The organism is Psychrobacillus sp. FSL K6-1464 (assembly GCF_038003145.1).
GTDB classification, from domain to species: Bacteria; Bacillota; Bacilli; order Bacillales_A; family Planococcaceae; genus Psychrobacillus; species Psychrobacillus psychrotolerans.
In genome coordinates, this window is the sequence record NZ_JBBOOP010000001.1 from 1317912 (window position 1) to 1343410 (window position 25499).

Consider the following 25499-nt stretch of genomic DNA (forward strand, 5'->3'; position numbering starts at 1 on the left):
TTCCTGCTAATAAGAAAATAAATGGGGGTTTTCAAATTGACAAAACGTAAATTTGGATTAGGTCTATCACTAGTACTTGCTGCTGGAACTATCCTAGGAGCATGTGGGTCTAAAGATGAAGAAACAACTACACCAAAAGATTCAGAAGGAACAGGTTCTGAAGGTACAACTGAAGCAGTAGATTTTTCTATAGCAATGGTAACTGACGTTGGTGGAGTAGATGACAAATCATTCAACCAACTAGCTTGGGAAGGTATTGAAGCTTTCGGCAAAGAAAATGGTCTTGAAAAAGGCGATGGTGGATATGATTACCTACAATCTAATTCTGATGCAGATTATATTACAAACATCAATAACTTAGTACGTCGCGATTTTAATGTAGTTTATGGTATTGGTTTCCTAATGGAAGAACCAATTAAAACAATTGCTACACAACAAACAGACGCTCAACTTGCAATCATCGATGCAGTTGTCGATGCTCCTAACGTAGCTTCTGTAATGTTCAAAGAGCAAGAAGGATCATTTCTTGCAGGTGTTGCTGCTGCTTTAATGACTGAATCAAAACAAATCGGTTTCGTAGGTGGGATGGAAATTCCAGTTATCGAGCGTTTTGAAGCTGGATTCTTAGAAGGTGTTAAAGCTGTTGATCCATCTATTAAAGTAGATGTACAATACACTGGGAAATTTGACGATGCTGCACTTGGTAAAACAACTGCAAACCGTATGTACTCTTCAGGAGTTGATATTATTTTCCACTCTGCTGGTGGTACTGGTAATGGTGTATTTGCAGAAGCAAAAGAACGTAAAACAAAAGATGCTAATGCAAACGTATGGGTAATCGGAGTTGACTCTGACCAATACGAAGAAGGTGCAGTTGGTGATACTAATGTCACTCTTACATCTATGCAAAAACGTGTAGACATCGCTGTTCAAAACATTGCAAAAGAAGCAATGGCTGGTAACTTCCCTGGTGGAACAACTGTAACTTATGGTTTAGCTGAAGAAGGTGTTGGTCTTGCGGATTCTCGTGGAGCTATTCCACAAGATGTTCTTGACCAAATTGCTGAGTTCTCTAAGAAAATTGCTGATGGGGAAATAGTAGTTCCTGAAACAGTAGAATAATAATATTAACGAACATCATAAAGACCGATCTCTCTCGGTCTTTATGATATTTTAAATTAGTAGACGAAAGATTTTAACTATTCAAAAGTCTAGAGTCTTTCGTGTATTAATTTAGTACTAGTATGATAGTGGGGAGTGAGTTCATTGGATTATGTAATAGAGATGCTTGGCATAAGGAAAGAGTTTGGATCGTTTGTTGCAAATGATAACATTACCCTTCAGTTAAAAAAGGGAGAAATACATGCTCTTTTAGGAGAAAATGGTGCTGGTAAATCCACGCTTATGAACATTTTGTTCGGATTATATCAACCAGAGGCCGGCGAGATAAAAGTAAAAGGAAAGACAGTTAAAGTTACAGATCCAAATGTTGCCAACGATTTAGGTATAGGAATGGTACATCAGCATTTCATGCTCGTTGAAAACTTTACAGTAACAGAAAATATAATATTAGGTAATGAATTAACTAAAGCTGGTATTGTGAATATAAAAGATGCAGCTAAGAAAATTCAAAAATTGTCTGAAATGTATGGATTAGATGTAGATCCTAATGCGAAGATTGAAGATATTTCGGTTGGGATGCAGCAACGAGTTGAAATTTTGAAAACGCTTTATCGTGGTGCGGATATTCTTATTTTTGATGAGCCGACTGCTTCACTAACTCCTCAAGAAATAAATGAACTTATACAAATTATGAAACGCTTAATACAAGAAGGTAAATCGATTATATTAATAACACATAAGTTAAAAGAGATTATGGATGTATCTGATCGAGTAACAGTTATTCGTAAAGGTGAAGGAATTGGTACTGTTATAACTGCAGAAACAAATCCCAATGAATTAGCATCATTAATGGTTGGTAGACAAGTAGAATTCAAAACTGTTAAAAGTGAAGCTAATCCAACAGACGATACACTTGTTGTTAAAGACCTAGTAGTCGCAGATTATCGTGGTATTGATAAAGTAAAAGGCCTAAACCTAACAGTCCGCAAAGGAGAAATTCTAGGGATTGCTGGTATTGATGGGAATGGTCAAAGTGAGTTAATCGAAGCAATCACTGGTCTTCGCAAAGCAAAAGCCGGTTCTGTTTCGATAAACGGGAAAGATATTACGAACAAAAAGCCACGTAAAATTACGGAGGCTGGTGTAGGGCATATTCCACAAGATCGTCATAAGCATGGTTTAGTTTTAGACTTTTCAATTGGACATAATATTGCATTACAAACTTACTATCAAAAACCTATTTCAAAAAGTGGAATTATGAATTATAAAAAAGTTTCTGAGTTGGCGCAAAAAGTTATAAATGATTTTGATGTGCGGACACAAGGAGAGCATACACCTGCTCGTGCACTGTCTGGAGGAAATCAGCAAAAAGCAATTATTGGACGAGAGGTTTTACGTGATCCAGATTTGTTAATCGCAGCTTTACCGACACGAGGCCTTGATGTAGGAGCTATTGAATTTATACACCAACGTCTTATTGAACAACGAGACAACGGAAAAGCGGTACTTCTACTCTCATTCGAATTAGATGAAGTTATGAATGTATCCGATCGTATTGCAGTTATTTATGATGGACAAATTGTAGATACATTATTGCCAAAAGAAACCTCAGAACAAGAACTTGGTTTATTGATGGCGGGTCAAAAGAAGAATTCAAACATAGCTAAACAGGGGGATACAACTCATGTCGAATAGAGTAGTCAATATACTTGTCCCTGTAATTTCTGTTATTTTAGGATTGCTTGTAGGTGCCATTGTCATGCTGGTAAGTGGGTATGATCCTATACTAGGTTACACGGCACTATGGAATGGTATTTTTGGAGATGCTTATGCAATTGGAGAGACAATTCGTCAAATCACTCCATATTTACTTGCTGGTTTATCCGTGGCATTTGCTTTCCGTACGGGACTATTTAATATCGGGGTGGAAGGGCAATTATTAGTTGGATGGTTTGCCGCTTCTTATGTAGGGATTGCATTTGATCTACCGATGTATATCCATCTACCATTCGCTATTATCGCAGCAGCATTAGCTGGAGCGGCCTGGGCTTTTATCCCAGGTTTATTAAAAGCGAAACTACAGGTACATGAAGTAATTGTTACAATTATGATGAACTATATTGCCTTACATACAACAAACGCTTTAATTAAAGTGGTGTCGGATGGTGGAGACAATACAGGAACGATTAATGCTTCGGCTTCATTGAAATCTGCATTTTTCGAAAGTATTACAGATTACTCTCGTTTGCATTATGGTATTTTCATAGCTCTTGCTATGGTACTGCTAATGTGGTTTATATTAGAAAAAACAACAACTGGTTATGAGTTAAAATCGGTTGGATTTAACAAACATGCATCTGAGTATGCAGGGATGAATGTAAACAAAAATATCATTCTTTCGATGGTTATTGCTGGAGCATTTGCTGGATTAGCTGGTGCTATGGAAGCATTAGGTACGTTCCAATATGCAAATGTTAAGGGTGGATTTACTGGAATTGGATTTGATGGAATAGCAGTAGCTTTATTAGGTGCCAATACACCACTAGGAGTAATTTTCGGTGCGGTGTTATTTGGATCATTAAAATACGGAGCTCTCAATATGCCAAACGAAGCTGGTATTCCAGTAGAAATCGTTTCTATTGTAATAGCTATTATCATATTCTTCGTAGCGTGTGGATACGTTATTCGCTATTTCCTAGAAAAAGCGAACAAGAAAAAGGAGGCGAAGTAATATGAGCTTCTTAGATGTTTTATATTTTATTATTCCAGCAGCTATTTTCTATGCAGCTCCGTTAATCTTCGTAGCAATAGGAGGAGTCTTCTCTGAACGTTCTGGTGTTATTAACATCGGACTAGAAGGTTTAATGGTTATGGGAGCATTCATCGGTATTCTATTTAACTTAATGTTCGTGGATACATTTGGCGCAATGACTCCATGGGTTTCGTTAATCGCAGCAATGCTTGTATCCGGGTTATTCTCTGTTATGCATGCTGTAGCATCGATTTCTTTCCGCGCGGATCAAACAATATCCGGGGTTGCGATCAATATGCTAGGTGTTGCAATTGCTCTTTTCTCGGTGAAAATGATCTATGGTAAAGGGCAAACAGATTATATTCAAGAACGATTTATCCGATTCGATATTCCATTCTTGAGTGATCTACCAGTAATTGGACCTATGTTATTTAAAGATGTATATGGTACCTCTATTTTAGCGATTGGTATCGCTGTGATGGCTTGGTTTGTTATTTATAAAACTCCATTTGGATTACGTCTCCGTGCAGTTGGGGAACATCCAATGGCAGCAGATACAATGGGTGTAAATGTAACAAAAATGCGTTATATTGCAGTTATACTATCAGGTGCGCTTGCAGGTTTAGGTGGAGCAGTATATTCTCAATCGATTTCTGGTGAATTCAGTCATACTACTATAAATGGTCAAGGGTTCATGGCACTGGCTGCCATGATATTTGGTAAATGGCATCCACTAGGAGCGCTTGGAGCGGCATTGTTCTTTGGATTCGCTCAGGCATTAAGTATAATTGGTGGACAAATACCATATGTGAAAGAAGTGCCAACATACTTCTTACACATCTTGCCTTATGCTTTAACTATTTTGGCGGTTGCTGGATTTATTGGAAGAGCATACGCACCAAGAGCAAGTGGGATTCCTTATATCAAAGGAAAACGTTAATTGATAGTTTTGTAGTGAAGATACTCTAAATTTTTTATAATTTGATTGGAACATAAATCGACAGTCAAGTATTCAATCATTAAAATTTAATGGAAAAAATGGAAGAGGGGCCAATTAATTGGTCCCTTTTTGTTTGTACTGATATAATTAGAGGATGTATAGTGAATCACTATCTGAGATACACTAGAAAGAAAAAGGGGGATCACTTATGTTTCAACAATTTGAACTTGCAAGTGGCGTAAAGCTTTTTGTGAGACCAACAGAACAATTTAAAACGATCAATATATCGTTCAAATGGAAACAACCATTAACAGTAGAAAAAGCGGCTGTGCGTGCAGTATTAGCGAATATCTTACAATTTAGCAATGAAGTATACCCTACAAATGTAGCTTTTAGAAAACGTTTAGATGATTTGTACGGTGCCGTCTTATACTTTGATACGACGAAAAAAGGGAGCCACCATATTTTTTCATTGAACGCAGAAACTGTAAATGACGCATACTTATCCAATGAAAAAATTGTCGATGAAGTCTTTTCTTTATTACATACGGTTATTTTCAAGCCAAATTTGGTGAATGGGAAATTTGATGAGTCGATTGTTAAACGAGAAAAAGAACAGGTTATTGAACGTATTCAATCTATGTATGATGACAAAACAAGATACGCTCAACAGCGCTTGTTAGAGAATATTCGCCCTAATAGTCCTGCTTCCATAACGTCTAATGGGACAGTAGAAGCTGTCAAAGCAATTACAAACGATCAACTGATTGATATGCATCATGATTTACTAACAAAAGATGATTTATCCATCTATATAGTAGGGGATGTTAACGTACAGGAAATAAAAGATAAAATGCAAAGTCATTTTTCTTTTGCTGATCGTACAGAGAAGATTGTAAAAGCAGTAGATATACCAAAAGAAAGTAATAACAAGGAATTTCTTCATGAAATTCAAGATATGAAACAAGGTAAGCTCCATATTGCTTATCAAACACCTATCACATTCTTCTCGGAAGAATTTCCGGTTATGCAGCTGACGAATGGTATTTTAGGTGGATTTTCACATTCGAAGATTTTTATGAACGTACGTGAAAAGGAAAGTATGGCCTATTATGCATCGAGCAGTTATTCTTCGCTCTATGGTTTAATCTTTGTGCTAGCAGGAATAGATTCTAATTTACAAGAAAAAGCAGTTGCATTAATCGATGAACAACTAAAAGCATTGCAAAACGGTGAAATCTCTGACTTAGAATTAAATCAAACGAAATCCATGCTTACCAATCAGTTGAAAGAAGCTTTGGATTCAGCACGTGCTCAAATTGAAATTTATGATCAATATAAAGAGCTAAATACCTCTTTCACTGTTGAAGATTGGGTAGAAAAATGGATGCATGTTACAAAAGAAGAAATACAACAAATGGCTTTAACAATTGAAAAGGAATTTGTTTATTTCCTTTCAGGTAAGGAAGGTGCAACAAATGAATAAAGAGTATTTTCAACAATTAGATGAAACATTATATAAAGAAACACTTCCAAATGGATTAGATGTCTATATTCTTCCTAAAAAAGATTTCTCTAAGACATTTGTCACTTTTACCACAAAATATGGCTCGATTGACCGTGAATTTATACCTCTAGGTAAAGAGGAGCCTGTTGTTGTTCCTGATGGAATTGCCCATTTTCTAGAACATAAAATGTTCGAAAAAGAAGAAGGAGATGTATTCCAAAAGTTCAGCGAAAAAGGGGCATCTGCGAATGCATTTACTTCTTTTACGAGAACAGCGTACTTGTTTTCCTCGACCGACCATGTTTTAGATAATACGAAAACTTTATTGGATTTCGTGCAACAGCCTTATTTTACAGAACAGACAGTAGAAAAGGAAAAAGGAATAATTGGTCAAGAAATTACTATGTATGATGATCAACCAGATTGGCGTTTATACTTTGGAACAATCGAAAATATGTATAAAGAGCATCCAGTAAAGATTGATATTGCTGGTACAATTGACACGATTAGTCATATTACTGCAGAACATCTTTACGAGTGTTACAACACTTTCTATCATCCATCAAATATGGTGCTTTTCGTAGTGGGAGCTGTTAATCCAGAAGAAATGATGGATTTCATCAAAGCAGATCAAGCAGCGAAGAAATTTGAGGAGCCACAAGAAATTAAACGTTTCTATCCTGAAGAACAAAAAGCAGTGGATATAAAAGAGCGTACTCTTCAGATGGATGTTCAAAAGCCTAAAGTTTTATTCGGTATTAAAGCTAGTAATACGGATATTTCCGGTGATGAAATGTTAAATTACGAGTTGGCAATGCAAGTTGCGATTGAAATGATATTTGGCAGAAGTTCTGCATTTTATCAAGAAATATACGAAAATGGTTGGATTGATGAATCTTACTCTGCTGATTTCTCTATGGAGCAAGGATATGGATTTACAATGATTGGTTCAGATACTGTTAATCCAACTGAACTAAACGACAAAATAAAAGAAACGATTAAGCACTTTGCTTCCAATTGGAACGTAGAAGAACAGGACTTACAACGTATTGTCCGTAAAAAAATAGGCTTTTTCTTACGTGCGCTGAATTCGATAGAATATATTGCCAATCAATTTACTCGTTATTCATTTAATGACATGAATTTGTTTGATGTAGTACCAGCTCTAGAAAAACTTACAATGGACCAAGTGAAATCTGCATTTCTATCGTTAGCAGACGAAGATGCTCATACTGTGTTTACCATATTACCTTTTGAGAAACAAAATGACTAAAAAGTTTGCATTAGTGCTAGGTGCATCTGGTGAAATTGGTTCCGCAATTTGTCGTAATCTTGCAGAAGCTGGTTGGTCCTTGTACCTTCACTATGCTAATAATAATGAGCGTATTGAAAAGCTGTTAACAGAACTAAATGAGTCCTATTCTGAACAAGAGTTTATGGTTGTGCATGCTGATATGAGTAAGGCAGATTGTATTGAAAAAATTGTAGATAGCATCTTCGCCCTTAATGCAATTGTATTTGCCCAAGGGCATAGCCTTTACAAAGGATTAGAGGATACTACTATAGATGAGATTCGTTTGTTGTTTCAAGTGCATGTAGAACATCCTATGGCCTTATTAGGAAAACTAAATAGCAAGCTTCGACAACAGTCTAGTAGCTCAGTCGTCTTTGTAGGTAGTATATGGGGAGATACGGGTGCATCTTATGAAGTGGCTTACTCTGCTGCTAAAGGCGCTCAGCATGCTCTTGTAAAGGCTTATGCTAAAGAGGTTGCCTTACAGAGGACAAGGGTAAATGCAGTTTCTCCAGGTTTTATCGATACAAAGATGAATACCCATATTGAAGAAGAAGCTCGTCAGCTGATTTTGGAAGAAATCCCTGCCGGTATTTTGGGATCTCCACAAGATATAGCGAATGCTGTCGCATTTTTAACGAGCGAAAAGGCAAGTTATATAACCGGTCAAGTTATTCGAGTAAATGGAGGATGGTATATTTAATATCCTCCTTACTGTTTTTTATAGTGAGCACAAGGGTAAAAGAAAGGAGAGTATTACAGTCTCTTTTCTTTTTTTCTTTTATTCGACTACAAAATCATATATGATAGAACTAATCATGAAGTGAAACGTCATCTACAGAGAAGGGAAAGATATAACATGGCTAGTGAATGGTTTTTTGAATATGAAATTCAAGTTAATCGTCCGGGACTTTTAGGTGACATTTCTTCTTTACTTGGTATGCTTCGAGTTAATATTGTAACGATCAATGGTGTAGATGAAGGCAGACGGGGTATGCTTATAAAAGCAGAGAAAAAAGAAAATATTGAACGTTTTGAACATATTATTTCTACTATGGAAACGATTCAGTTGACTAAATTCAGGGAACCCAAACTCAGAGATCGACTTGCGGTTCGTCATGGCCGGTATATTCAGCGTGACGCAGACGATAAAAAAACCTTTAGATTTGTGCGTAATGAACTAGGGCTCTTAGTAGATTTCATGGCTGAAATCTTTAAGCAAGAAGGGCATAAACTAATTGGGATTAGAGGTATGCCGAGAGTAGGGAAAACGGAATCGGTCGTCGCAGCAAGTGTATGTGCAAATAAAAAGTGGATATTCTTGTCTTCTACAATGATTAAGCAAACGATTAGAAACCAATTGGCAGGGGATGAGTTTAGCGATCGTAATATTTTTATATTAGATGGAATTGTAACGAGAAAATCAAACGATGAAAAGCATCTCCAATTAGTCAGGGAAATGATGCGGATGCCAACAATCAAAGTTGTTGAACATCCGGATATGTTCATCCAACATTCGGAGTATTCTATTGATGATTTTGATTATATTATCGAGCTTCGTCACACTCCTGACGAACAAATCACATATGAAATGATGGAAAAAAACCACGGAATGTCTGACAAAGGAATGACTGGCTTTGGCGGATTTGGTGGATTCAATTTTTAACGGGCAGGTGTTTTAGTTGACTGAACTTGGGGCTCGCTTAAAAGAAGCGAGAACAGCAAAAGGTTATAGTATTGAGGATTTGCAAGAAATAACAAAAATTCAAAAACGGTACTTGGCAGGTATTGAAGAAGGAAATTATGCAAGTATGCCAGGTGCATTTTATGTTCGTGCATTTATTAAACAATATGCAGAGGCAGTTGGATTAAATGGAGACGAATTATTAGAAACGTATAAATCGGAGATCCCTTCGCCATCCAACGAGGATGTAACTAAGAGTATTCCTACAACTCCTTCTAGAAGAGCATTAGGAGGCCGATCATCTAGTAAGATCATGGAGATTTTCCCAATGATTATGGTAGTAGTCTTTGTTATCGCAATTATCATAATGTCGTGGTTTTTATTCCAAAACAGGGCCGATGAGCCGGAAGATACTGTAACAAGTGATGAGCTAACACAAGAGAACAAGCCAACATTTGAGGACAATGAAAATATACAACCTGCTGATAAGGAAGAGCCTAAGGAAGAAGAAACAGTTGAAGAGGTAGAAGAAGAAGTAGAACCAAAACCTACACAACAGCTAAGTTTCGTCGATTTACAAGGGGTAACTTCAAATTATAATTTAACCGGTGCGGAAACCTATTTAGTAAAATTGGTCGCAGTAAATACTACATGGTTGAATATTAGGGATGAAAACGACAAAATTATTGCAGATCAATCTGTAAAGGCTGGAGAAACGTACGAATTTGATGCAAGTGCATTATCGAAAATACGTATACGTCTTGGACACGCTCCTGGAAATATTGTTACAATAAATGATGAAGTTGTAGAGTTTAAAAGTGCAGAAATTACTCAAAATGCAGTAATACAGTTCAACAAATAGTCATCTTTATGATGGCTATTTTATTTGATATTGAAAGGAGTTATTTTTTATGAAAATGAATATACCAAACCAAATCTCTTTGTTCCGTATATTTTTAATCCCAATTTTTATGTTTTTTATGCTTATAGACTTCAATTGGGGAGATATTACACTACTGGGAGCAACAATTCCAGTTGGACATCTAGTAGGTGCAATTATCTTTATAATTGCTTCGATTACTGATTTTATAGATGGATACTATGCGAGAAAGTATAACTTGGTTACTAATATGGGGAAATTTCTTGATCCTCTCGCAGATAAATTATTAGTTTCTGCAGCTCTAATCATTTTAGTTGAGTTTGGAATGGCACCGTCATGGGTAGTTATATTAATTATTAGCCGTGAATTTGCAGTAACTGGCCTTCGATTAATATTAGCGAATGAAGGCGAGGTAGTCGCAGCCAATCAACTAGGCAAAATAAAAATGTGGACTCAAATCGTTGCGATTTCTTCCCTATTATTGGGTAATATATTCTTTGAAATGTTCCATATTCCTTTTGATATGATCATGCTTTACGTTTGTTTATTCTTCACTGTATGGTCTGGGTGGGATTACTTTTATTTGAATCGCAAAGTGTTACTAGATTCTAAGTAGGAAGGAAGTTCTTTATGAAAGCAGAAATTATTGCAGTAGGTTCTGAATTATTACTAGGTCAGATTTCTAATACAAATGCCCGCTTTATATCTACTCAGCTAGCAGAGATTGGGTTGGACGTATATTATCATACGGTTGTAGGAGATAATGCGGATAGGTTGGTAGAATCGATTAAAATAGCAGAAAAACGTGCGGATTTAATCATATTCACAGGTGGGTTAGGTCCAACAAAAGATGATTTAACAAAAGAAACTATTGCCAAGCATTTAGGATTGAGCTTAGTGCTAGATAATCATGCAATCATCTATATTGAGGATTTCTTTAAACGTATGGGTCGCAAAATGACAGATAACAACAAAAAACAAGCACTTGTGTTAGAAGGAAGCACCGTACTAGAAAACAAACATGGTATGGCACCCGGTATGTTACTAACTACCGAAAGTCATTCATATATGCTTCTTCCTGGACCGCCAAAAGAGATGGAGCCAATGTTCCAATTTGAAGCGAAGCCATTGTTACCGAAGCTCCTTTTAGATGAAAATGTTATTATGTCCCATGTTATCCGTTTCTATGGAATAGGGGAGGCCGAGCTAGAAACAGAAGTCCAAGATCTCCTAGATAACCAAACGAATCCTACGCTAGCATCCCTTGCATCAGATGGAGAGGTTACACTCCGATTAACAGCAAAGAGTAATTCAGAGGATGAGGCTTGGAAAAAGATTGAAGAATTACAAGCTGAAATTTTAAACAGAGTTGGTAAATTCGTTTACGGGTATAATAATGACTCTTTACCTTCGAAACTTAGAGAAATACTAATTGAAAATGACTTGACTATTTCAGCAGCTGAAAGCATGACGGCAGGACTTTTTCAATCAGAACTTGCTGCAGTGCCGGGAATGGGAGAAGCATTGGTTGGTGGTATGATCACTTATACAGAAGACGTGAAGATTAAGCAACTAGGTGTAGATGCTGCAATTATTGAGAAGTATAGCGTTGTTTCAAGTGAATGCGCCGAGCAAATGGCACTTAAAGTAAAAGAAAAATTTCAAACCGATATAGGTGTAGGTATTACTGGAGCTGCAGGTCCTGATGGTCACGGAGGGCAACCTGCTGGCACGATTTGGATTGGAATTGCATTAGGTGATTTGAAGCCAGTAACATATAAACTCAACCTTTCAGGTTTACGAAACACGAACAGAATTAGAACAGTAAAGTTTACAATCTATTACTTAATACGATTACTGCGTGAGCAAACATTATCGAAAATTTAATTTAGATCAATAAAACGGCCCAAAATCCAATTTTGAGCCGTTTTTCACACTCAAAATTAAATAGACGTAAAAAATAAACGAATGAACGTTCGCTTTTTTCTTGTAAATTTCTCAAAGACCGAGTATAGTAAGGATAGAAATAAAAAACATCATCATTTCTTTTAGGAGGAAATTAATTGGCTAATAATGATCGTAAAGCAGCATTAGATATGGCGTTAAAACAAATAGAGAAACAATTCGGTAAAGGTTCTGTTATGAGATTAGGAGAAAAAACAAATCTTGAAATTTCTACTTCTTCAAGTGGCTCTCTAGCATTAGATGCTGCATTAGGAATAGGCGGATATCCAAGAGGACGTATTATTGAAATATATGGTCCAGAAAGTTCAGGTAAAACAACTGTTGCTCTCCACGCAATTGCAGAAATACAAAAAACTGGTGGGACAGCTGCATTCATCGATGCTGAGCATGCATTAGATCCAGTTTACGCACAAAAACTAGGTGTAAATATTGATGAATTACTTTTATCTCAACCGGATACAGGAGAGCAAGCACTTGAAATTGCAGAAGCACTAGTACGTAGTGGTGCAATTGAAATACTAGTAATTGACTCTGTAGCAGCTTTAGTACCTAAAGCTGAAATTGAAGGAGAGATGGGAGATTCTCATATGGGTCTTCAAGCTCGACTAATGTCTCAAGCATTACGTAAACTTTCTGGTGTTATTAATAAATCGAACACAATCGCTATTTTCATCAACCAAGTTCGTGAAAAAATTGGAGTAATGTTCGGAAATCCGGAAACTACACCAGGTGGTCGTGCGCTTAAATTCTATAGTTCTGTCCGTTTAGAAGTAAGACGTGCAGAAGCAATTAAGCAAGGTACAGAGATTATGGGTAATAAAACAAAAATTAAAGTAGTGAAGAACAAAGTTGCTCCACCATTTAGAACTGCGGAAGTAGATATTATGTATGGTGAAGGAATTTCTCAAGAAGGAGAAGTAGTTGATATTGGTTCTGAATATGACATTATTCAAAAAAGTGGTTCTTGGTATGCGTACAATGAGGAACGTATAGGACAAGGTAGAGAAAATGCAAAACAATATTTAAAAGAGAATCCTTCTATTAAAGCAGAAATCACTGGTAAAATCCGTGAATCTCTTGGAATGGCGGCAGGCTCTTTAACGATTGGTGCACATGAGATTGAAGAGGACGAAGACGAAGAATTTGAATTATTATTAGAGGATAAGTAATAACGACAAAAAGTCTCTCATTCATTTGAGAGACTTTTTTTGAAAACATATAAATTGTATGTTGTAGACTAGTTCCTTCTGGATAAATAATAATCCTGTTATAATTTCCGTTTCAAATGACTTGTCATTCATCCCGGGCTATAAAATTATTAACATTATCAAATAGAAAATGGCTTATTTAAGCGCTTCTAAAAGGATAGAAACAAGTTTTGATCTTTTAAAAGCTTGTGTTTAAATTCATTTGAATGGAATTTTGCACAAACATCTATCTATTTTGTCCTACTTTATATATATTATACCTCCCTTCCTTGACAGAGTATTTCTACATCTATACAATTAAAATTGTATAATTTCTTTATTATTAAATGATTATAGGCATTACGTATATGGTTTTGTATATACGTGCCGACTGAAACTAAAAAGTATAGCATTAGGGGGTGTTCGAATGACAGAAATTATCATCTCCGCTTTGCTTGGTCTGATTGTCGGTGCCGTTGTTGGTTATATTTATCTAAAAAACGTGAACGATTCAAAAGTGACTGGTGCAAAACAATCTTCAGCTAATCTCATAGATGAAGCAAAGCGAGAAGCGGAAGCGTTGAAGAAAGAAGCACTTTTAGAAGCCAAAGATGAAGCTCACCAATTACGAAATGAAGCAGAATCTGACATCCGTGAACGCCGTATGGAACTGCAAAAACAGGAAAATCGGTTAGTACAAAGAGAAGAGAACCTTGATCGTAAAGATGATGCTCTAAACAAGAGAGAAGTAAGTCTTGAGCGTAAAGATGATGCTCTAACTGAAAGACAACAGCATATCGAACAAAAAGAACGCAAAGTGGATGAACTAGTTAAAGAGCAACAAACAGAACTAGAAAGAATTTCTACTTTAACCCGTGAAGAAGCGAAGTCAATAATTCTTCAGGAAGTAGAGAATGAGCTTACTACTGATATTGCTGTGATGACAAAGGAATCGGAAACTAGAGCTAAAGAAGAATCCGATAAAAAGTCTCGAGAGATTCTTTCCCTTGCGTTACAACGTTTTGCTGCAGACCATGTTGCTGAAACAACTGTCTCTGTAGTTAATCTGCCGAATGATGAGATGAAAGGTCGCATTATAGGACGTGAAGGTCGAAACATTCGTACACTTGAAACGTTAACTGGTATCGATTTAATTATTGATGATACACCAGAAGCAGTAATCCTTTCAGGTTTTGATCCAATTCGAAGAGAAACAGCGCGTTTAGCACTTGAAAAACTGGTACAGGATGGACGAATTCATCCGGCTCGAATCGAAGAAATGGTAGAAAAGTCTAGAAGAGAAGTAGATGAACAAATTCGTGAAATTGGAGAACAAACTACTTTCGATATGGGGATTCATAATTTACATCCAGATCTTATGAAAATTCTAGGTAGACTTCGTTATCGTACAAGTTATGGCCAAAATGTATTAAAACACTCCACAGAAGTTGCCTACTTGTCAGGGTTGTTGGCAGCAGAGCTTGGTGAAGATGTAACACTTGCAAGACGTGCAGGGTTACTACATGACATTGGGAAAGCAATTGACCATGAAGTGGAAGGCAGCCACGTAGAAATCGGTGTCGAGCTAGCAACAAAATACAAAGAACATCCAGTAGTTATTAATAGTATTGCTTCCCATCATGGGGATACAGAAGCTACTTCCGTTATTGCTGTATTAGTGGCAGCTGCCGATGCATTATCTGCAGCACGACCTGGTGCAAGAAGTGAAACATTAGAAAACTACATTCGTCGCTTGGAGAAATTAGAGGAAATTTCTGAATCCTATGAAGGTGTAGAAAAATCATTCGCTATTCAAGCTGGTCGAGAAATTCGTATTATGGTTCGTCCAGATCAAATTGATGACTTAACTGCTCATCGTTTGGCAAGAGATATCCGTAAACGAATTGAAGAAGAGTTAGATTATCCAGGTCATATAAAAGTGACTGTTATTAGAGAAACTAGAGCAGTAGAATATGCAAAATAACATCTAGTATAGATGTGAATGCTTTATGGTAGTATTAACAAAAAGGGCTTCGAAATGAAGCCTTTTTTTCGTGAAAGGAATTGATGTAGTAATGAGAATATTATTTATAGGTGACATCGTTGGTTCAATGGGACGAGACACGTTAGAGGATTATCTACCAAGACTGAGAAGAAAATACGATGTAGATGTAGTCATTGCTAATGGAGAAAACGCAGCGGCAGGACGTGGGATTACAAAAAGTATTTTCCAGTCATTGCTCCATATGGGAGTAGATGTGGTAACAATGGGTAACCATACTTGGGATCAAAAAGAAATCATGGATTTTATCGATGACACAGACTACTTAATACGACCTGCCAATTTTTCAGAAGACGCACCTGGTAAAGGAATGACGTCCATTTCCAAAAATGGTCATACCATATCAGTGATCAATATGCACGGTAGAACGTTTCTACCACCACATGATGATCCTTTTAAAATGGCAACAGAGATGGTGTCAGAAGCCAAAAAGCTATCACCCATTGTCTTTGTAGACTTCCATGCCGAAGCGACAAGTGAAAAAATTGCATTTGGTTGGCATTTAGATGGAAAAGCTTCTGTTGTTGTAGGAACACATACACATGTTCAAACTGCAGATTCTCGTATTTTACCTGGAGGTACCGCATATATTACAGACGTGGGAATGACAGGTCCTTATGATGGAGTTTTGGGTATGAAAAAAGAGGATGTACTTTACCGCTTTCAAACAAATATGCCAACGCGATTCGAGGTACCGAAGGAAGGTCGTTCTGTGCTCAGTGGTTTCTTCGTAGAAGTGGACAATACTACTGGTAAAGCGATACACCAGGAAAGAATTTATATAAATGAGGATTACCCATTTAAAGGTTAAAAAGTCTAAAAGATTACTCCTGCGCATACGTTAGGTTATGGACCAGAAGCAAGTTCATAATATAGCGACAAAAGGAGAAATGATAGTGGATTCTTTAAAAGTATCTTCCCGTTCAAACCCAAATTCAGTTGCTGGGGCATTAGTTGCAGTAATAAGAGAACAAGGGTATGCAGAGATGCAAGCAGTAGGAGCAGGAGCATTAAACCAGGCTATCAAAGCGATAGCAATTGCCAGAGGATTTGTAGCTCCAAGTGGAACAGACTTAACTTGTTCTCCTGCCTTCACCGATATTGTCATTTCAGGTGAAGATAGAACAGCTTTAAAGTTACTTGTTGAAAAAAGATCAAAATAGACGAGAGGTCGCTGCTCATAGAGTAGCGACCTCTCTTTTGTAAGAGGTCTTGTGAGCGCTGCTAATAACGCAATGATTTCCGCTGGATTTGCTTCAGCCTCCTCGCCGCCTTTCACTCCAAACTATTCGAATAAAATGTGACGATAAGCTTCCGTCAAAGGTCTGAATTTCTATAAAAATATAGAGAATACATAGTGATAACTTAAACTTCATGATAAACTTATGAAGGAAATTAGTATTTAATCGAATAGTAAGGAGATGTTTATATGTTGCAACAGCTTTCTTGGAAAGTAGGAGGGCAGCAAGGAGAGGGAATTGAGAGTACAGGAGAAATATTCTCAATGGCGATGAATCGCCTTGGATACTATCTATACGGATACCGTCATTTCTCTTCACGTATTAAAGGTGGCCATACAAACAATAAAATCTGTGTACGCCCAACACAAGTTCGTACAATACCAGATGATTTAGATATTTTAGTAGCATTTGATCAAGAAACAATTGATGTAAATTACAAAGAGTTAACGGAAAAAAGCATTGTTTTAGCAGATGCAAAATTCTCACCAGTGGCACCTGAAGATTGTAAGGCCCCAATGTATATCGTCCCTTTCACAGAGATAGCTGCAGAACTTGGGACATCTCTTATGAAAAATATGGTAGCAATTGGCGCCAGTGCAGCATTACTTAACTTAGACAAAGCAGTATTCCAAGGTGTGGTAGATGAAATCTTCGGTAAAAAAGGACAAGAAGTAGTAGAAAAAAACATGCAAGCTATTCAACAAGGTTTTGATACAATGGCGGAGCAGCTCGGAGATCGTCTAGGAGAATGGGAGATTGCTCCTGCGGATGGAAAACACCGTATGTTCATGATTGGAAACGATGCAATTGCATTTGGGGCATTAGCTGCAGGTGTTCGTTTTATGGCAGCATATCCAATCACACCTGCCTCAGAAATTATGGAATATATGATTAAAAAACTACCACTCTTTGGTGGTGCAGTTATTCAAACAGAAGATGAAATTGCTGCCGCTACAATGGCGATTGGTTCAAACTATGGAGGTGTTCGTGCATTTACTGCATCAGCGGGTCCAGGACTGTCGCTCATGATGGAAGCAATCGGACTTTCTGGTATGACTGAACAACCACTTGTAATCGTGGATACACAGCGTGGTGGACCTTCAACAGGTTTACCAACTAAACAGGAACAATCCGACTTAATGCAAATGATTTATGGAACTCATGGCGAAATTCCAAAAGTGGTTATTGCACCAAGTACTGGAGAAGAAGCTTTCTACGATACTATTCAAGCATTCAATATTGCAGAAGAATTGCAACTTCCCGTAATAATCTTATCTGATTTACAACTATCACTTGGTAAACAAACAGTGGAGCCATTTGATTATTCGAAGGTTGAAATTCGTCGTGGAAAATTAGTGGAGAATGAAGAAATACCGGTAACGGAAGATAAATCGTACTTCAAACGCTATGAACTGACTGAAGATGGGGTATCACCACGTGTCTTACCAGGCACACAGCATGCGATTCATCATGTAACTGGTGTAGAGCATGATGAAACAGGTAAACCATCGGAGGCAGCTACAAATCGTAAGGCTCAAATGGACAAACGTTTAGGAAAGCTTAATCATATTAACTTCAAAGAGCCTGTATATGTAAACGCACCATATGAAGAGGCTGATATACTATTTGTTGGTTTCAACTCTACTAGAGGTGTGTTGGAAGAATTACAACAAACACTTATTGAAAGTGATGTTAAAGTAAATCATGCGCATATTCGCTTAATCCACCCATTCCCAGTGGCGGAAATGCAATCACTAGTTGCGAAAGCAAAAAAAGTGGTAGTAGTGGAAAACAATGCAACTGGACAATTAGCAAATATCATCAAAATGAATGTCGGTGGTCATGATAAATTGGTGAGTGTCACAAAATATGATGGCACACCATTTTTACCATTACAGCTTGCAAAACAAGTAAAGGAGTTGCTAACAGATGGTAACATTTAAAGATTTTCGTAATAACGTAAAACCTAACTGGTGTCCAGGGTGTGGTGACTTCTCAGTGCAGGCAGCGATTCAACGTGCTGCTGCAAATGTTGGCATTCAACCACATGATTTAGCTGTAATTTCTGGTATCGGTTGTTCTGGACGTATTTCTGGATATATTCACTCATACGGTTTTCATGGCATTCATGGGCGTGCACTACCAATAGCTCAAGGCCTAAAAATGGCAAACAAAGATTTACACGTTATCGCTTCTGGTGGTGATGGAGATGGCTTTGCAATAGGTATGGGTCATACCATTCACTCGATACGTCGTAATGTAGATATAACTTATGTTGTTATGGATAACCAAATCTACGGATTAACAAAAGGGCAAACGTCTCCACGTTCAGCAGAGGGCTTTAAAACGAAGTCAACACCTGGTGGAGCAATTGAACCATCCGTGCAGCCATTAGAACTAGCTCTTACATCCGGAGCAACATTTGTAGCGCAAGGATTTTCTTCTGATATTAAAGAGCTAACTGCTATTATTGAGGCGGGCATTAATCACAAAGGCTTCTCGTTTATAAATGTATTTAGCCCATGTGTAACATACAATAAAGTAAATACGTATGACTGGTTTAAAGAGCATTTAACTAAGCTTTCTGCTGTAGAAGGATATGATTCTACAAACAGAGATGAAGCTATGAAAGTAGTAATGGAAACAAAAGGTCTTGTAACAGGTATCATATATCAAGACGAAAATGCACCATCATACCAAGAACAAGTTCCTGGGTATGCGCCAACACCACTTGTCGATCAAAATTTGAAGATGAGTGAACAGGAATTCAATGCTTTAATTCAAGACTTTATGTAATGGTTTAAGGGCTCATGAATGTCAAAAGTTCATGAGCTTTTTTTCTGCGAACGAAAGCCCATTAAAAATGGATTATGGCCAATAACAAGCCAATATAGCCCATAAATACTAAGCAAGTCCATAAATGATAGAGTATAGCCCATAAATATTCTCATATAGCCCTCTAGCATGAAGATATAGCCCATAACCTCTCCCAACTAATCCCGATATACTAAGTATATGCACTTAATTTGTCTAATTAGGCAATTTTAAGCTGAAAGCCTTGTGGCAATACATAACTATTCAGTATAATAGTAGGGATATTCGTACTTTTCACGAATGAAGGAAAGGAGAGTTCTTATGAACGAGGAATCACGTTTACAAAGTACTCAAGTGAAGGAAGCTAGCTCTTTGGATAAAAAATCCGATAAGGATTATAGTAAATATTTTCAAGCAGTCTATACTCCACCATCATTAAAAGATGCGAAAAAACGTGGCAAAGAAGAAATAGAGTACCATAACGACTTTGCTATTGCAGAACAATTTAAAGATATGGGTCAAAACAGAAAATTTTATATACGCACATACGGTTGTCAAATGAATGAACATGATACAGAAGTAATGGCAGGTATTTTCATGCAACTAGGTTATGAACCTACGGATACTGTAGATGATGCCAATGTGGTTTTACTTAATACTTGTGCAATTCGTGAAAATGCTGAAAATAAAGTATTTGGTGAGCTTGGTCACTTTAAGCATTTAAAACAAAAAAATCCTGATGTCCTAATTGGTGTATGCGGATGTATGTCCCAAGAAGAATCAGTTGTAAAAAAAATATTAAAAACTTACAATCAAGTAGATATGATTTTTGGAACACATAATATTCACCGTCTTCCTGAAATATTGAACGAAGCATACCTTTCAAAAGAAATGGTTGTAGAGGTTTGGTCTAAAGAAGGAGACGTTATAGAAAATCTGCCGCGAGTACGTAAAGGTTCTATTAAAGCCTGGGTCAACATTATGTACGGCTGCGATAAATTCTGTACATATTGTATCGTTCCATATACACGTGGAAAAGAGCGTAGTCGTCGTCCGGAAGATATTATTCAAGAAATTAGACATCTTGCTGCGCAAGGATACAAAGAAGTAACATTGCTTGGTCAAAATGTTAATGCTTACGGAAAAGACTTTGAAGATTTGAATTATCGATTTGGTGATTTAATGGATGATCTTCGGAAAATTGACGTAGCACGTATTCGTTTCATGACTAGTCATCCTAGAGACTTCGATGATCATTTGATCGAAGTGCTTGCCAAGGGTGGAAATTTAGTCGACCACATTCATTTACCTGTTCAATCTGGGTCTTCGGATATTCTTAAAATAATGGCTCGTAAGTACACAAGAGAGCACTACTTAGAGCTAGTTAGAAAGATAAAAGCAGCTATACCGAACGTCTCATTGACAACGGATATAATTGTTGGCTTTCCAAATGAAACAGAGGAACAATTTGAAGAAACAATGTCTTTGTATAAAGAAGTAGGATTTGAAATAGCATACACGTACATTTACTCTCCTCGAGAAGGTACACCAGCTGCAAAAATGGTAGATAACGTACCGATGGAAGTGAAAAAACAACGACTGCAGCGATTAAATAAGCTGGTGAATGATATGTCTGCGGAGGCTATGAAAAAGCATGATGGACAAATTGTGGAAGTTTTAGTCGAAGGTGAAAGTAAGAATAATCCTGACGTACTTGCAGGTTATACGAGCAAAAGTAAACTAGTAAATTTTGTAGGACCAAAAGATATCATTGGGACATTAGTTAAGGTTAAAATAGTAGAAGCAAAAACATGGTCACTTACTGGGGAACTAGTAAATGAAATAATCGAGCAAAAGGTGGGAGTATAATGTCTACAACTAAATATACAAGAGAAGATATTATTGAAAAAGCAAAAGAAATAGCAACAATGATTGCAAATACGGAGGAAGTTGAATTCTTCAAACGTGCAGAAGAACAAATTAATGAGAATACTAAGGTACGTGAAAAAATAGCAAGTCTAAAAAGCTTACAAAAACAAGCAGTTAACTTTCAACATTTAGGGAAAGAAAAAGCACTTAGCCTAATAGAAGGAAAAATTGCTGCTATCGAAGAAGAAATCGATGGACTACCAATTGTACAAGAATTTAAACAATCCCAAGGTGATGTAAATAGCCTTCTACAATTAGTAGCTAATTCCATTTCTAACAATGTAACCAATCAAATTATTGAAGCAACTGAAGGTGATTTACTTAGAGGCGAAACTGGTTCAAAAGTAAAAAACACAACATATGATGGTTGCTCATAAGTAGAGCTTAAAATAGAGCATGCATGTAATCCTTACACGATTATATGCATGCTTTTTTCAATGCTTCTAAAACCTGAAAATACTAAATAGGTTGACAATTAAATAAACTTATATGTTAATATTAATAAGTGCAAGGGGATTTTATATAAAAAGGGAGGAAATGGAATGAAAAGAAGGCAATTAAAGTTGTTGAGCATACTAAGTATTTTAGTTTTAATGATACTTGCAGCCTGTGGTTCTACAGATGAGGATTCTTCTGATAGTGATTCAGGTAAAACTAAAGAGGATATTAAATTTTTAAGTATGCTAACTGGTGGAACGCAAGGAACCTACTATCCGTTAGGTGGAACTTTTGCGGATCTAATCACTACGGAAACAGGTGTTAAAACTACTGCGGAGGTATCTCAAGCATCAGCAGCTAATATGACAGCATTACAAGAAGGTGAAGGAAATATCGCTTTCGTTCAAACGGATATTGCTTACTATGGTACTGAAGGAATAATGATGTTTGAAGGTAAGAAAACAGATGCTGTTTCTGCATTAGGTGCGTTATATCCTGAAACAGTTCAATTAGTAACATTAGCGGATTCTGGAATTACTTCTTTTGAAGATCTTAAGGGGAAAAAGGTTTCTGTTGGAGCTCCAGGATCAGGTACTTATGCAAATGCAGAGCAATTGCTTGAGATCCATGGTTTGTCAATGGAGGATATTGAAGCACAAAGTTTAGATTTCGGGGAGTCAACAGATGGTATTCAGTCTGGACAAATTGATGCTGCATTTATTACGGCTGGTTATCCAACTGGTGCTGTAGAAGCTCTAAATGCTACAAACAAAGTTTCGATTATTTCAGTGAGCGATGAAAAAGCAGATGCATTAATCGAGAAATATCCATATTATGCGAAGGATACAATCCCAGCTGGTACTTATGGTATTAAGGGAGAAACACCTACAGTTTCAGTACTTGCAATGCTAGCAGTAAACAAAGATCTTTCTGAAGACTTAGTATATAAAATAACAAAAGCGATATATGGAAATACAGATAAAATTAGTCATGCAAAAGGTGAATTCATCAAAGCTGAAACAGCTCTAGATGGTATAGGAATTGAAGTTCATCCCGGAGCAAAAAAATACTTCGATGAAGTCAATAAATAATTATAAAGTAAGAAGGGGCTCTGTTGCGAATTGCTTCGAGTCCCTTTTTGTTAAAAAAAGTGAGGATTAATCACTTTATGAAAAAAAAAATTTGGCCATTTTTGATTATTTTCTTTTTAACTTTATTTTGTTTTATCCCTATTTTCTCAGCTTTTACTTTTACAGAAACTAGGACCGAGCACCCAAGTATTCATTTTATCCCATTAGAAAAAAAGGATCACTTTCAAATTATTTTTACACATACTATTCACCTGACTGATGTGATAGAGAATTATAGAGTATTAGAATCAAATGAAATTAAATTGGCTTCTATGCAATATAGTGATGTGGCGATTGGCATGCCTGGTTATGCAGAGGAAGGCCAGACATTGAGTTATGAAAATGGTCTTTACACGCTTAAATACGATAAAGCGGTATTAAAGGATTTTATTTTACATATTGGAGATGTGGACAATAAATTAGATTTTCATTACAACGAGAAAAGTTTCGATTTAAAAGAAGAGTTAGATCGAGGCAAGTCTTATGAATTTAAAGTTAAAAAAATATCACTCTTTGAAAAAGTGAAAGGAGTCGAATTAAATGAAAGATAAGAACCAACAACCATTACAAGACGATCAGTTTGAAGAGCTATCTTTGGAAGAACAGCAAGAAATATTAGAAAAGTACGATCTAGAGTCGAACACTCGGACATTAGGTGGAGTGCTAAAATATATTATCTATTTTGGATTAATGGCATTCTCTTTATTTCAACTTTATACAGCCATATATGGTCAATTTCCCGCTCAAATACAACGAACAGTCCATTTAGGTTTCGGTCTAGTTTTTATCTTTTTACTTTTTCCAGCACGTAGAAAATTTTCGAAGACAAAAATACCATGGTATGATTTCATACTAACAGCTGGTGCTTTGTTAATCGGAACTTATTGGACGATAAATTATACTCGTTTAGTACAAAGTTTAGGTTCATTGGAGAGTATGGACTTCATTGTTGGATTACTAGCAGTATTGCTTGTATTAGAGGCTTCTAGAAGAGCGGTTGGTTTGCCTATTACTATAATCGCTGCAATCTTTTTAGTGTACGCATACCTAGGACCTTATTTCCCAGCATTTATGGCTCATAGGGGTCAAAGTGTCGATAATATTGTGAATTTAATGTTCTACACAACTGATGGTATTTTAGGAACACCTCTTGCTGTTTCATCTACTTATATTTTTGCCTTTTTGCTTTTCGGAGCATTTTTAGTGAAAACTGGAGTAGGACAATATTTTAATGATTTGTCTGTTGCAGTGGCTGGAAAGTTAGTTGGAGGTCCTGCAAAGGTTGCTATTTTTTCATCTGCTTTACAGGGTACTATTTCGGGAAGTTCGGTAGCAAATGTTGTTACTTCTGGTGCCTATACAATTCCAATGATGAAATCGCTTGGGTATAAGAAGGAGTTTGCTGGTGCAGTTGAAGCATCGTCTTCTACTGGTGGACAGTTGATGCCACCAATTATGGGTGCAGCCGCATTCTTAATGGTTGAATTTATCGGACGTGGAGTAACGTACTGGGATATTGCAAAAGCAGCGGCAATTCCAGCTCTATTATATTTTACTGGAATATGGATTATGACCCATTTTGAAGCGAAGCGTTTAGGTTTAAAAGGATTAACAGATGATCAAATGCCAGATCGGAAGGAAATCTTTAAAAAGATTTATTTAATTTTACCTATTTTCCTAATCATTATTTTAATGATGGTAGGCGTTCCTGTTATTCATTCAGCGTTATATGGGATTTTAGCTTGTATTGCAGTAGGGTTTATCAACAAAGATACGAAACTTGGTATCAAGGAAATTTTAGATGCTTTAGTGGATGGGGCAAGAACAGCTTTAGCGGTTGTTGCAGCTACTGCGTGTGCAGGAATTATCGTCGGAGTAGTAGTAAAAACTGGATTAGGCTTAAGTCTAGCTACAAGTTTGGTTAAATTAGCTGGAGGAAGTATCTTATTAACATTATTCTTTGTTATGATAGCTTCTCTAATTTTAGGGATGGGTGCACCAACTACAGCAAACTATGTAATTACATCTACAATTGCAGCACCAGCGATTATTACTTTGTTAGCGCCTGATGTTGCACAAAGTGCAGTTCCTATTGTTGTTCTATTATCTGCACATTTCTTTGTTTTCTATTTTGGAATAATAGCAGATATTACACCTCCTGTTGCACTCGCCGCCTTTGCCGCTTCAGGGATATCTGGTGGAGATCCTATAAAGACCGGTTTAGAGGCTTCGAAATTAGCAATTGCAGCCTTTATAATTCCATACATGGTGGTCTTTTCTCCAACATTGTTAATGATTGATACGACTTTGTGGGAAATTATCTGGGTCACATTTACTGCAATAATAGGGATGATTTCTATTGGCGCTGGAATGATAGGGTATTGGTATAGAAAGGTTAATTGGTTGGAAAGAATTTTGGCAGTAGGAGCAGGATTACTATTGATATACCCAGAGAGTATGTCGGATATAATAGGGCTTGTATTATTTGGGGTACTATTTGTAATTCAATTATATACTCGGGAAAAGGAAGACACGAAAATTATAGCAGTATAAA

Annotated in this window: 22 protein-coding genes; all 22 read left to right on the forward strand. The window is 36.8% G+C overall.

Going from position 1 to position 25499, the window contains the following annotated elements:
- Window positions 1-36 precede the first annotated feature (36 nt).
- The gene (locus MKX39_RS06295) at window positions 37-1122 is read left to right on the forward strand and encodes a BMP family lipoprotein (protein ID WP_340768778.1); all 1086 of its coding nucleotides are present in this window, start codon (window positions 37-39) and stop codon (window positions 1120-1122) included.
- A gap of 144 nt (window positions 1123-1266) precedes the next feature.
- Window positions 1267-2817: an ABC transporter ATP-binding protein gene (locus tag MKX39_RS06300; protein WP_340768780.1), complete on the forward strand. Its 1551-nt coding sequence runs from the start codon at window positions 1267-1269 to the stop codon at window positions 2815-2817.
- A complete protein-coding gene (locus tag MKX39_RS06305) occupies window positions 2807-3853 on the forward strand; it encodes an ABC transporter permease (protein ID WP_093535043.1) in 1047 nt (348 codons plus the stop codon). Before MKX39_RS06300 ends, MKX39_RS06305 begins: the two co-directional genes overlap by 11 nt.
- A 1-nt stretch (window position 3854) precedes the next feature.
- A complete protein-coding gene (locus tag MKX39_RS06310) occupies window positions 3855-4814 on the forward strand; it encodes an ABC transporter permease (protein ID WP_093535041.1) in 960 nt (319 codons plus the stop codon).
- A gap of 208 nt (window positions 4815-5022) precedes the next feature.
- Entirely contained in the window at window positions 5023-6300 is a 1278-nt protein-coding gene (gene yfmF, locus MKX39_RS06315; protein ID WP_093535039.1) for an EF-P 5-aminopentanol modification-associated protein YfmF, read from the forward strand.
- Window positions 6293-7594: an EF-P 5-aminopentanol modification-associated protein YfmH gene (gene yfmH, locus MKX39_RS06320; RefSeq protein WP_340761960.1), complete on the forward strand. Its 1302-nt coding sequence runs from the start codon at window positions 6293-6295 to the stop codon at window positions 7592-7594. The genes yfmF and yfmH overlap by 8 nt, the downstream gene beginning before the upstream one ends.
- Window positions 7587-8318, forward strand: coding sequence for an elongation factor P 5-aminopentanone reductase (ymfI, locus tag MKX39_RS06325; protein WP_340768782.1), 732 nt, complete (start codon window positions 7587-7589; stop codon window positions 8316-8318). Before yfmH ends, ymfI begins: the two co-directional genes overlap by 8 nt.
- A gap of 156 nt (window positions 8319-8474) precedes the next feature.
- Window positions 8475-9281, forward strand: a complete 807-nt coding sequence (locus MKX39_RS06330; RefSeq protein ID WP_093535033.1) for a DUF3388 domain-containing protein — start codon at window positions 8475-8477, stop codon at window positions 9279-9281.
- Between the two features lie 16 nt (window positions 9282-9297).
- Window positions 9298-10161: a helix-turn-helix domain-containing protein gene (locus tag MKX39_RS06335; RefSeq protein ID WP_340768783.1), complete on the forward strand. Its 864-nt coding sequence runs from the start codon at window positions 9298-9300 to the stop codon at window positions 10159-10161.
- Window positions 10162-10216: 55 nt separating this feature from the next.
- A complete protein-coding gene (gene pgsA / locus MKX39_RS06340) occupies window positions 10217-10795 on the forward strand; it encodes a CDP-diacylglycerol--glycerol-3-phosphate 3-phosphatidyltransferase (RefSeq protein ID WP_093535721.1) in 579 nt (192 codons plus the stop codon).
- A 14-nt stretch (window positions 10796-10809) separates the two neighbouring features.
- Window positions 10810-12066, forward strand: coding sequence for a competence/damage-inducible protein A (locus MKX39_RS06345; protein ID WP_340768785.1), 1257 nt, complete (start codon window positions 10810-10812; stop codon window positions 12064-12066).
- Between the two features lie 176 nt (window positions 12067-12242).
- Window positions 12243-13313, forward strand: coding sequence for a recombinase RecA (gene recA, locus MKX39_RS06350; protein ID WP_281249736.1), 1071 nt, complete (start codon window positions 12243-12245; stop codon window positions 13311-13313).
- A 445-nt stretch (window positions 13314-13758) separates the two neighbouring features.
- Entirely contained in the window at window positions 13759-15315 is a 1557-nt protein-coding gene (gene rny / locus MKX39_RS06355) for a ribonuclease Y (RefSeq protein WP_093535027.1), read from the forward strand.
- 91 nt (window positions 15316-15406) lie between these two features.
- Window positions 15407-16204: a TIGR00282 family metallophosphoesterase gene (locus tag MKX39_RS06360; protein ID WP_093535717.1), complete on the forward strand. Its 798-nt coding sequence runs from the start codon at window positions 15407-15409 to the stop codon at window positions 16202-16204.
- Window positions 16205-16289: 85 nt separating this feature from the next.
- A complete protein-coding gene (locus MKX39_RS06365) occupies window positions 16290-16556 on the forward strand; it encodes a stage V sporulation protein S (RefSeq protein ID WP_093535025.1) in 267 nt (88 codons plus the stop codon).
- 266 nt (window positions 16557-16822) lie between these two features.
- Window positions 16823-18577, forward strand: coding sequence for a 2-oxoacid:acceptor oxidoreductase subunit alpha (locus tag MKX39_RS06370; protein WP_340768786.1), 1755 nt, complete (start codon window positions 16823-16825; stop codon window positions 18575-18577).
- Entirely contained in the window at window positions 18564-19430 is an 867-nt protein-coding gene (locus MKX39_RS06375; RefSeq protein ID WP_340768787.1) for a 2-oxoacid:ferredoxin oxidoreductase subunit beta, read from the forward strand. Before MKX39_RS06370 ends, MKX39_RS06375 begins: the two co-directional genes overlap by 14 nt.
- Before the next feature lie 339 nt (window positions 19431-19769).
- Window positions 19770-21317 (forward strand): tRNA (N6-isopentenyl adenosine(37)-C2)-methylthiotransferase MiaB, encoded by a 1548-nt coding sequence (miaB, locus tag MKX39_RS06380; protein WP_340768789.1) that lies wholly within the window; start codon window positions 19770-19772, stop codon window positions 21315-21317.
- Window positions 21317-21754 carry a RicAFT regulatory complex protein RicA family protein gene (locus MKX39_RS06385; RefSeq protein WP_093535017.1) on the forward strand — a complete coding sequence of 146 codons (438 nt, stop codon included), beginning with the start codon at window positions 21317-21319 and terminating at the stop codon, window positions 21752-21754. Before miaB ends, MKX39_RS06385 begins: the two co-directional genes overlap by 1 nt.
- Window positions 21755-21919: 165 nt before the next feature.
- Window positions 21920-22906, forward strand: a complete 987-nt coding sequence (locus MKX39_RS06390) for a TAXI family TRAP transporter solute-binding subunit (RefSeq protein WP_093535015.1) — start codon at window positions 21920-21922, stop codon at window positions 22904-22906.
- Between the two features lie 77 nt (window positions 22907-22983).
- Window positions 22984-23496 (forward strand): DUF1850 domain-containing protein, encoded by a 513-nt coding sequence (locus MKX39_RS06395; protein ID WP_340768792.1) that lies wholly within the window; start codon window positions 22984-22986, stop codon window positions 23494-23496.
- Window positions 23486-25498 carry a TRAP transporter permease gene (locus MKX39_RS06400; protein ID WP_340768794.1) on the forward strand — a complete coding sequence of 671 codons (2013 nt, stop codon included), beginning with the start codon at window positions 23486-23488 and terminating at the stop codon, window positions 25496-25498. The genes MKX39_RS06395 and MKX39_RS06400 overlap by 11 nt, the downstream gene beginning before the upstream one ends.
- The last annotated feature ends 1 nt before the right edge of the window (window position 25499 follow it).

Coding starts and splice junctions, on each gene's coding strand:
- MKX39_RS06305 (WP_093535043.1), top strand. CDS start 2,807: ATGTCGAATAGAGTAGTCAATATACTTGTCCCTGTAATTTCTGTTATT.
- MKX39_RS06310 (WP_093535041.1), top strand. CDS start 3,855: ATGAGCTTCTTAGATGTTTTATATTTTATTATTCCAGCAGCTATTTTC.
- yfmF (WP_093535039.1), top strand. CDS start 5,023: ATGTTTCAACAATTTGAACTTGCAAGTGGCGTAAAGCTTTTTGTGAGA.
- yfmH (WP_340761960.1), top strand. CDS start 6,293: ATGAATAAAGAGTATTTTCAACAATTAGATGAAACATTATATAAAGAA.
- ymfI (WP_340768782.1), top strand. CDS start 7,587: ATGACTAAAAAGTTTGCATTAGTGCTAGGTGCATCTGGTGAAATTGGT.
- MKX39_RS06330 (WP_093535033.1), top strand. CDS start 8,475: ATGGCTAGTGAATGGTTTTTTGAATATGAAATTCAAGTTAATCGTCCG.
- pgsA (WP_093535721.1), top strand. CDS start 10,217: ATGAATATACCAAACCAAATCTCTTTGTTCCGTATATTTTTAATCCCA.
- MKX39_RS06345 (WP_340768785.1), top strand. CDS start 10,810: ATGAAAGCAGAAATTATTGCAGTAGGTTCTGAATTATTACTAGGTCAG.
- rny (WP_093535027.1), top strand. CDS start 13,759: ATGACAGAAATTATCATCTCCGCTTTGCTTGGTCTGATTGTCGGTGCC.
- MKX39_RS06360 (WP_093535717.1), top strand. CDS start 15,407: ATGAGAATATTATTTATAGGTGACATCGTTGGTTCAATGGGACGAGAC.
- MKX39_RS06370 (WP_340768786.1), top strand. CDS start 16,823: ATGTTGCAACAGCTTTCTTGGAAAGTAGGAGGGCAGCAAGGAGAGGGA.
- MKX39_RS06375 (WP_340768787.1), top strand. CDS start 18,564: ATGGTAACATTTAAAGATTTTCGTAATAACGTAAAACCTAACTGGTGT.
- miaB (WP_340768789.1), top strand. CDS start 19,770: ATGAACGAGGAATCACGTTTACAAAGTACTCAAGTGAAGGAAGCTAGC.
- MKX39_RS06385 (WP_093535017.1), top strand. CDS start 21,317: ATGTCTACAACTAAATATACAAGAGAAGATATTATTGAAAAAGCAAAA.
- MKX39_RS06390 (WP_093535015.1), top strand. CDS start 21,920: ATGAAAAGAAGGCAATTAAAGTTGTTGAGCATACTAAGTATTTTAGTT.
- MKX39_RS06395 (WP_340768792.1), top strand. CDS start 22,984: ATGAAAAAAAAAATTTGGCCATTTTTGATTATTTTCTTTTTAACTTTA.
- MKX39_RS06400 (WP_340768794.1), top strand. CDS start 23,486: ATGAAAGATAAGAACCAACAACCATTACAAGACGATCAGTTTGAAGAG.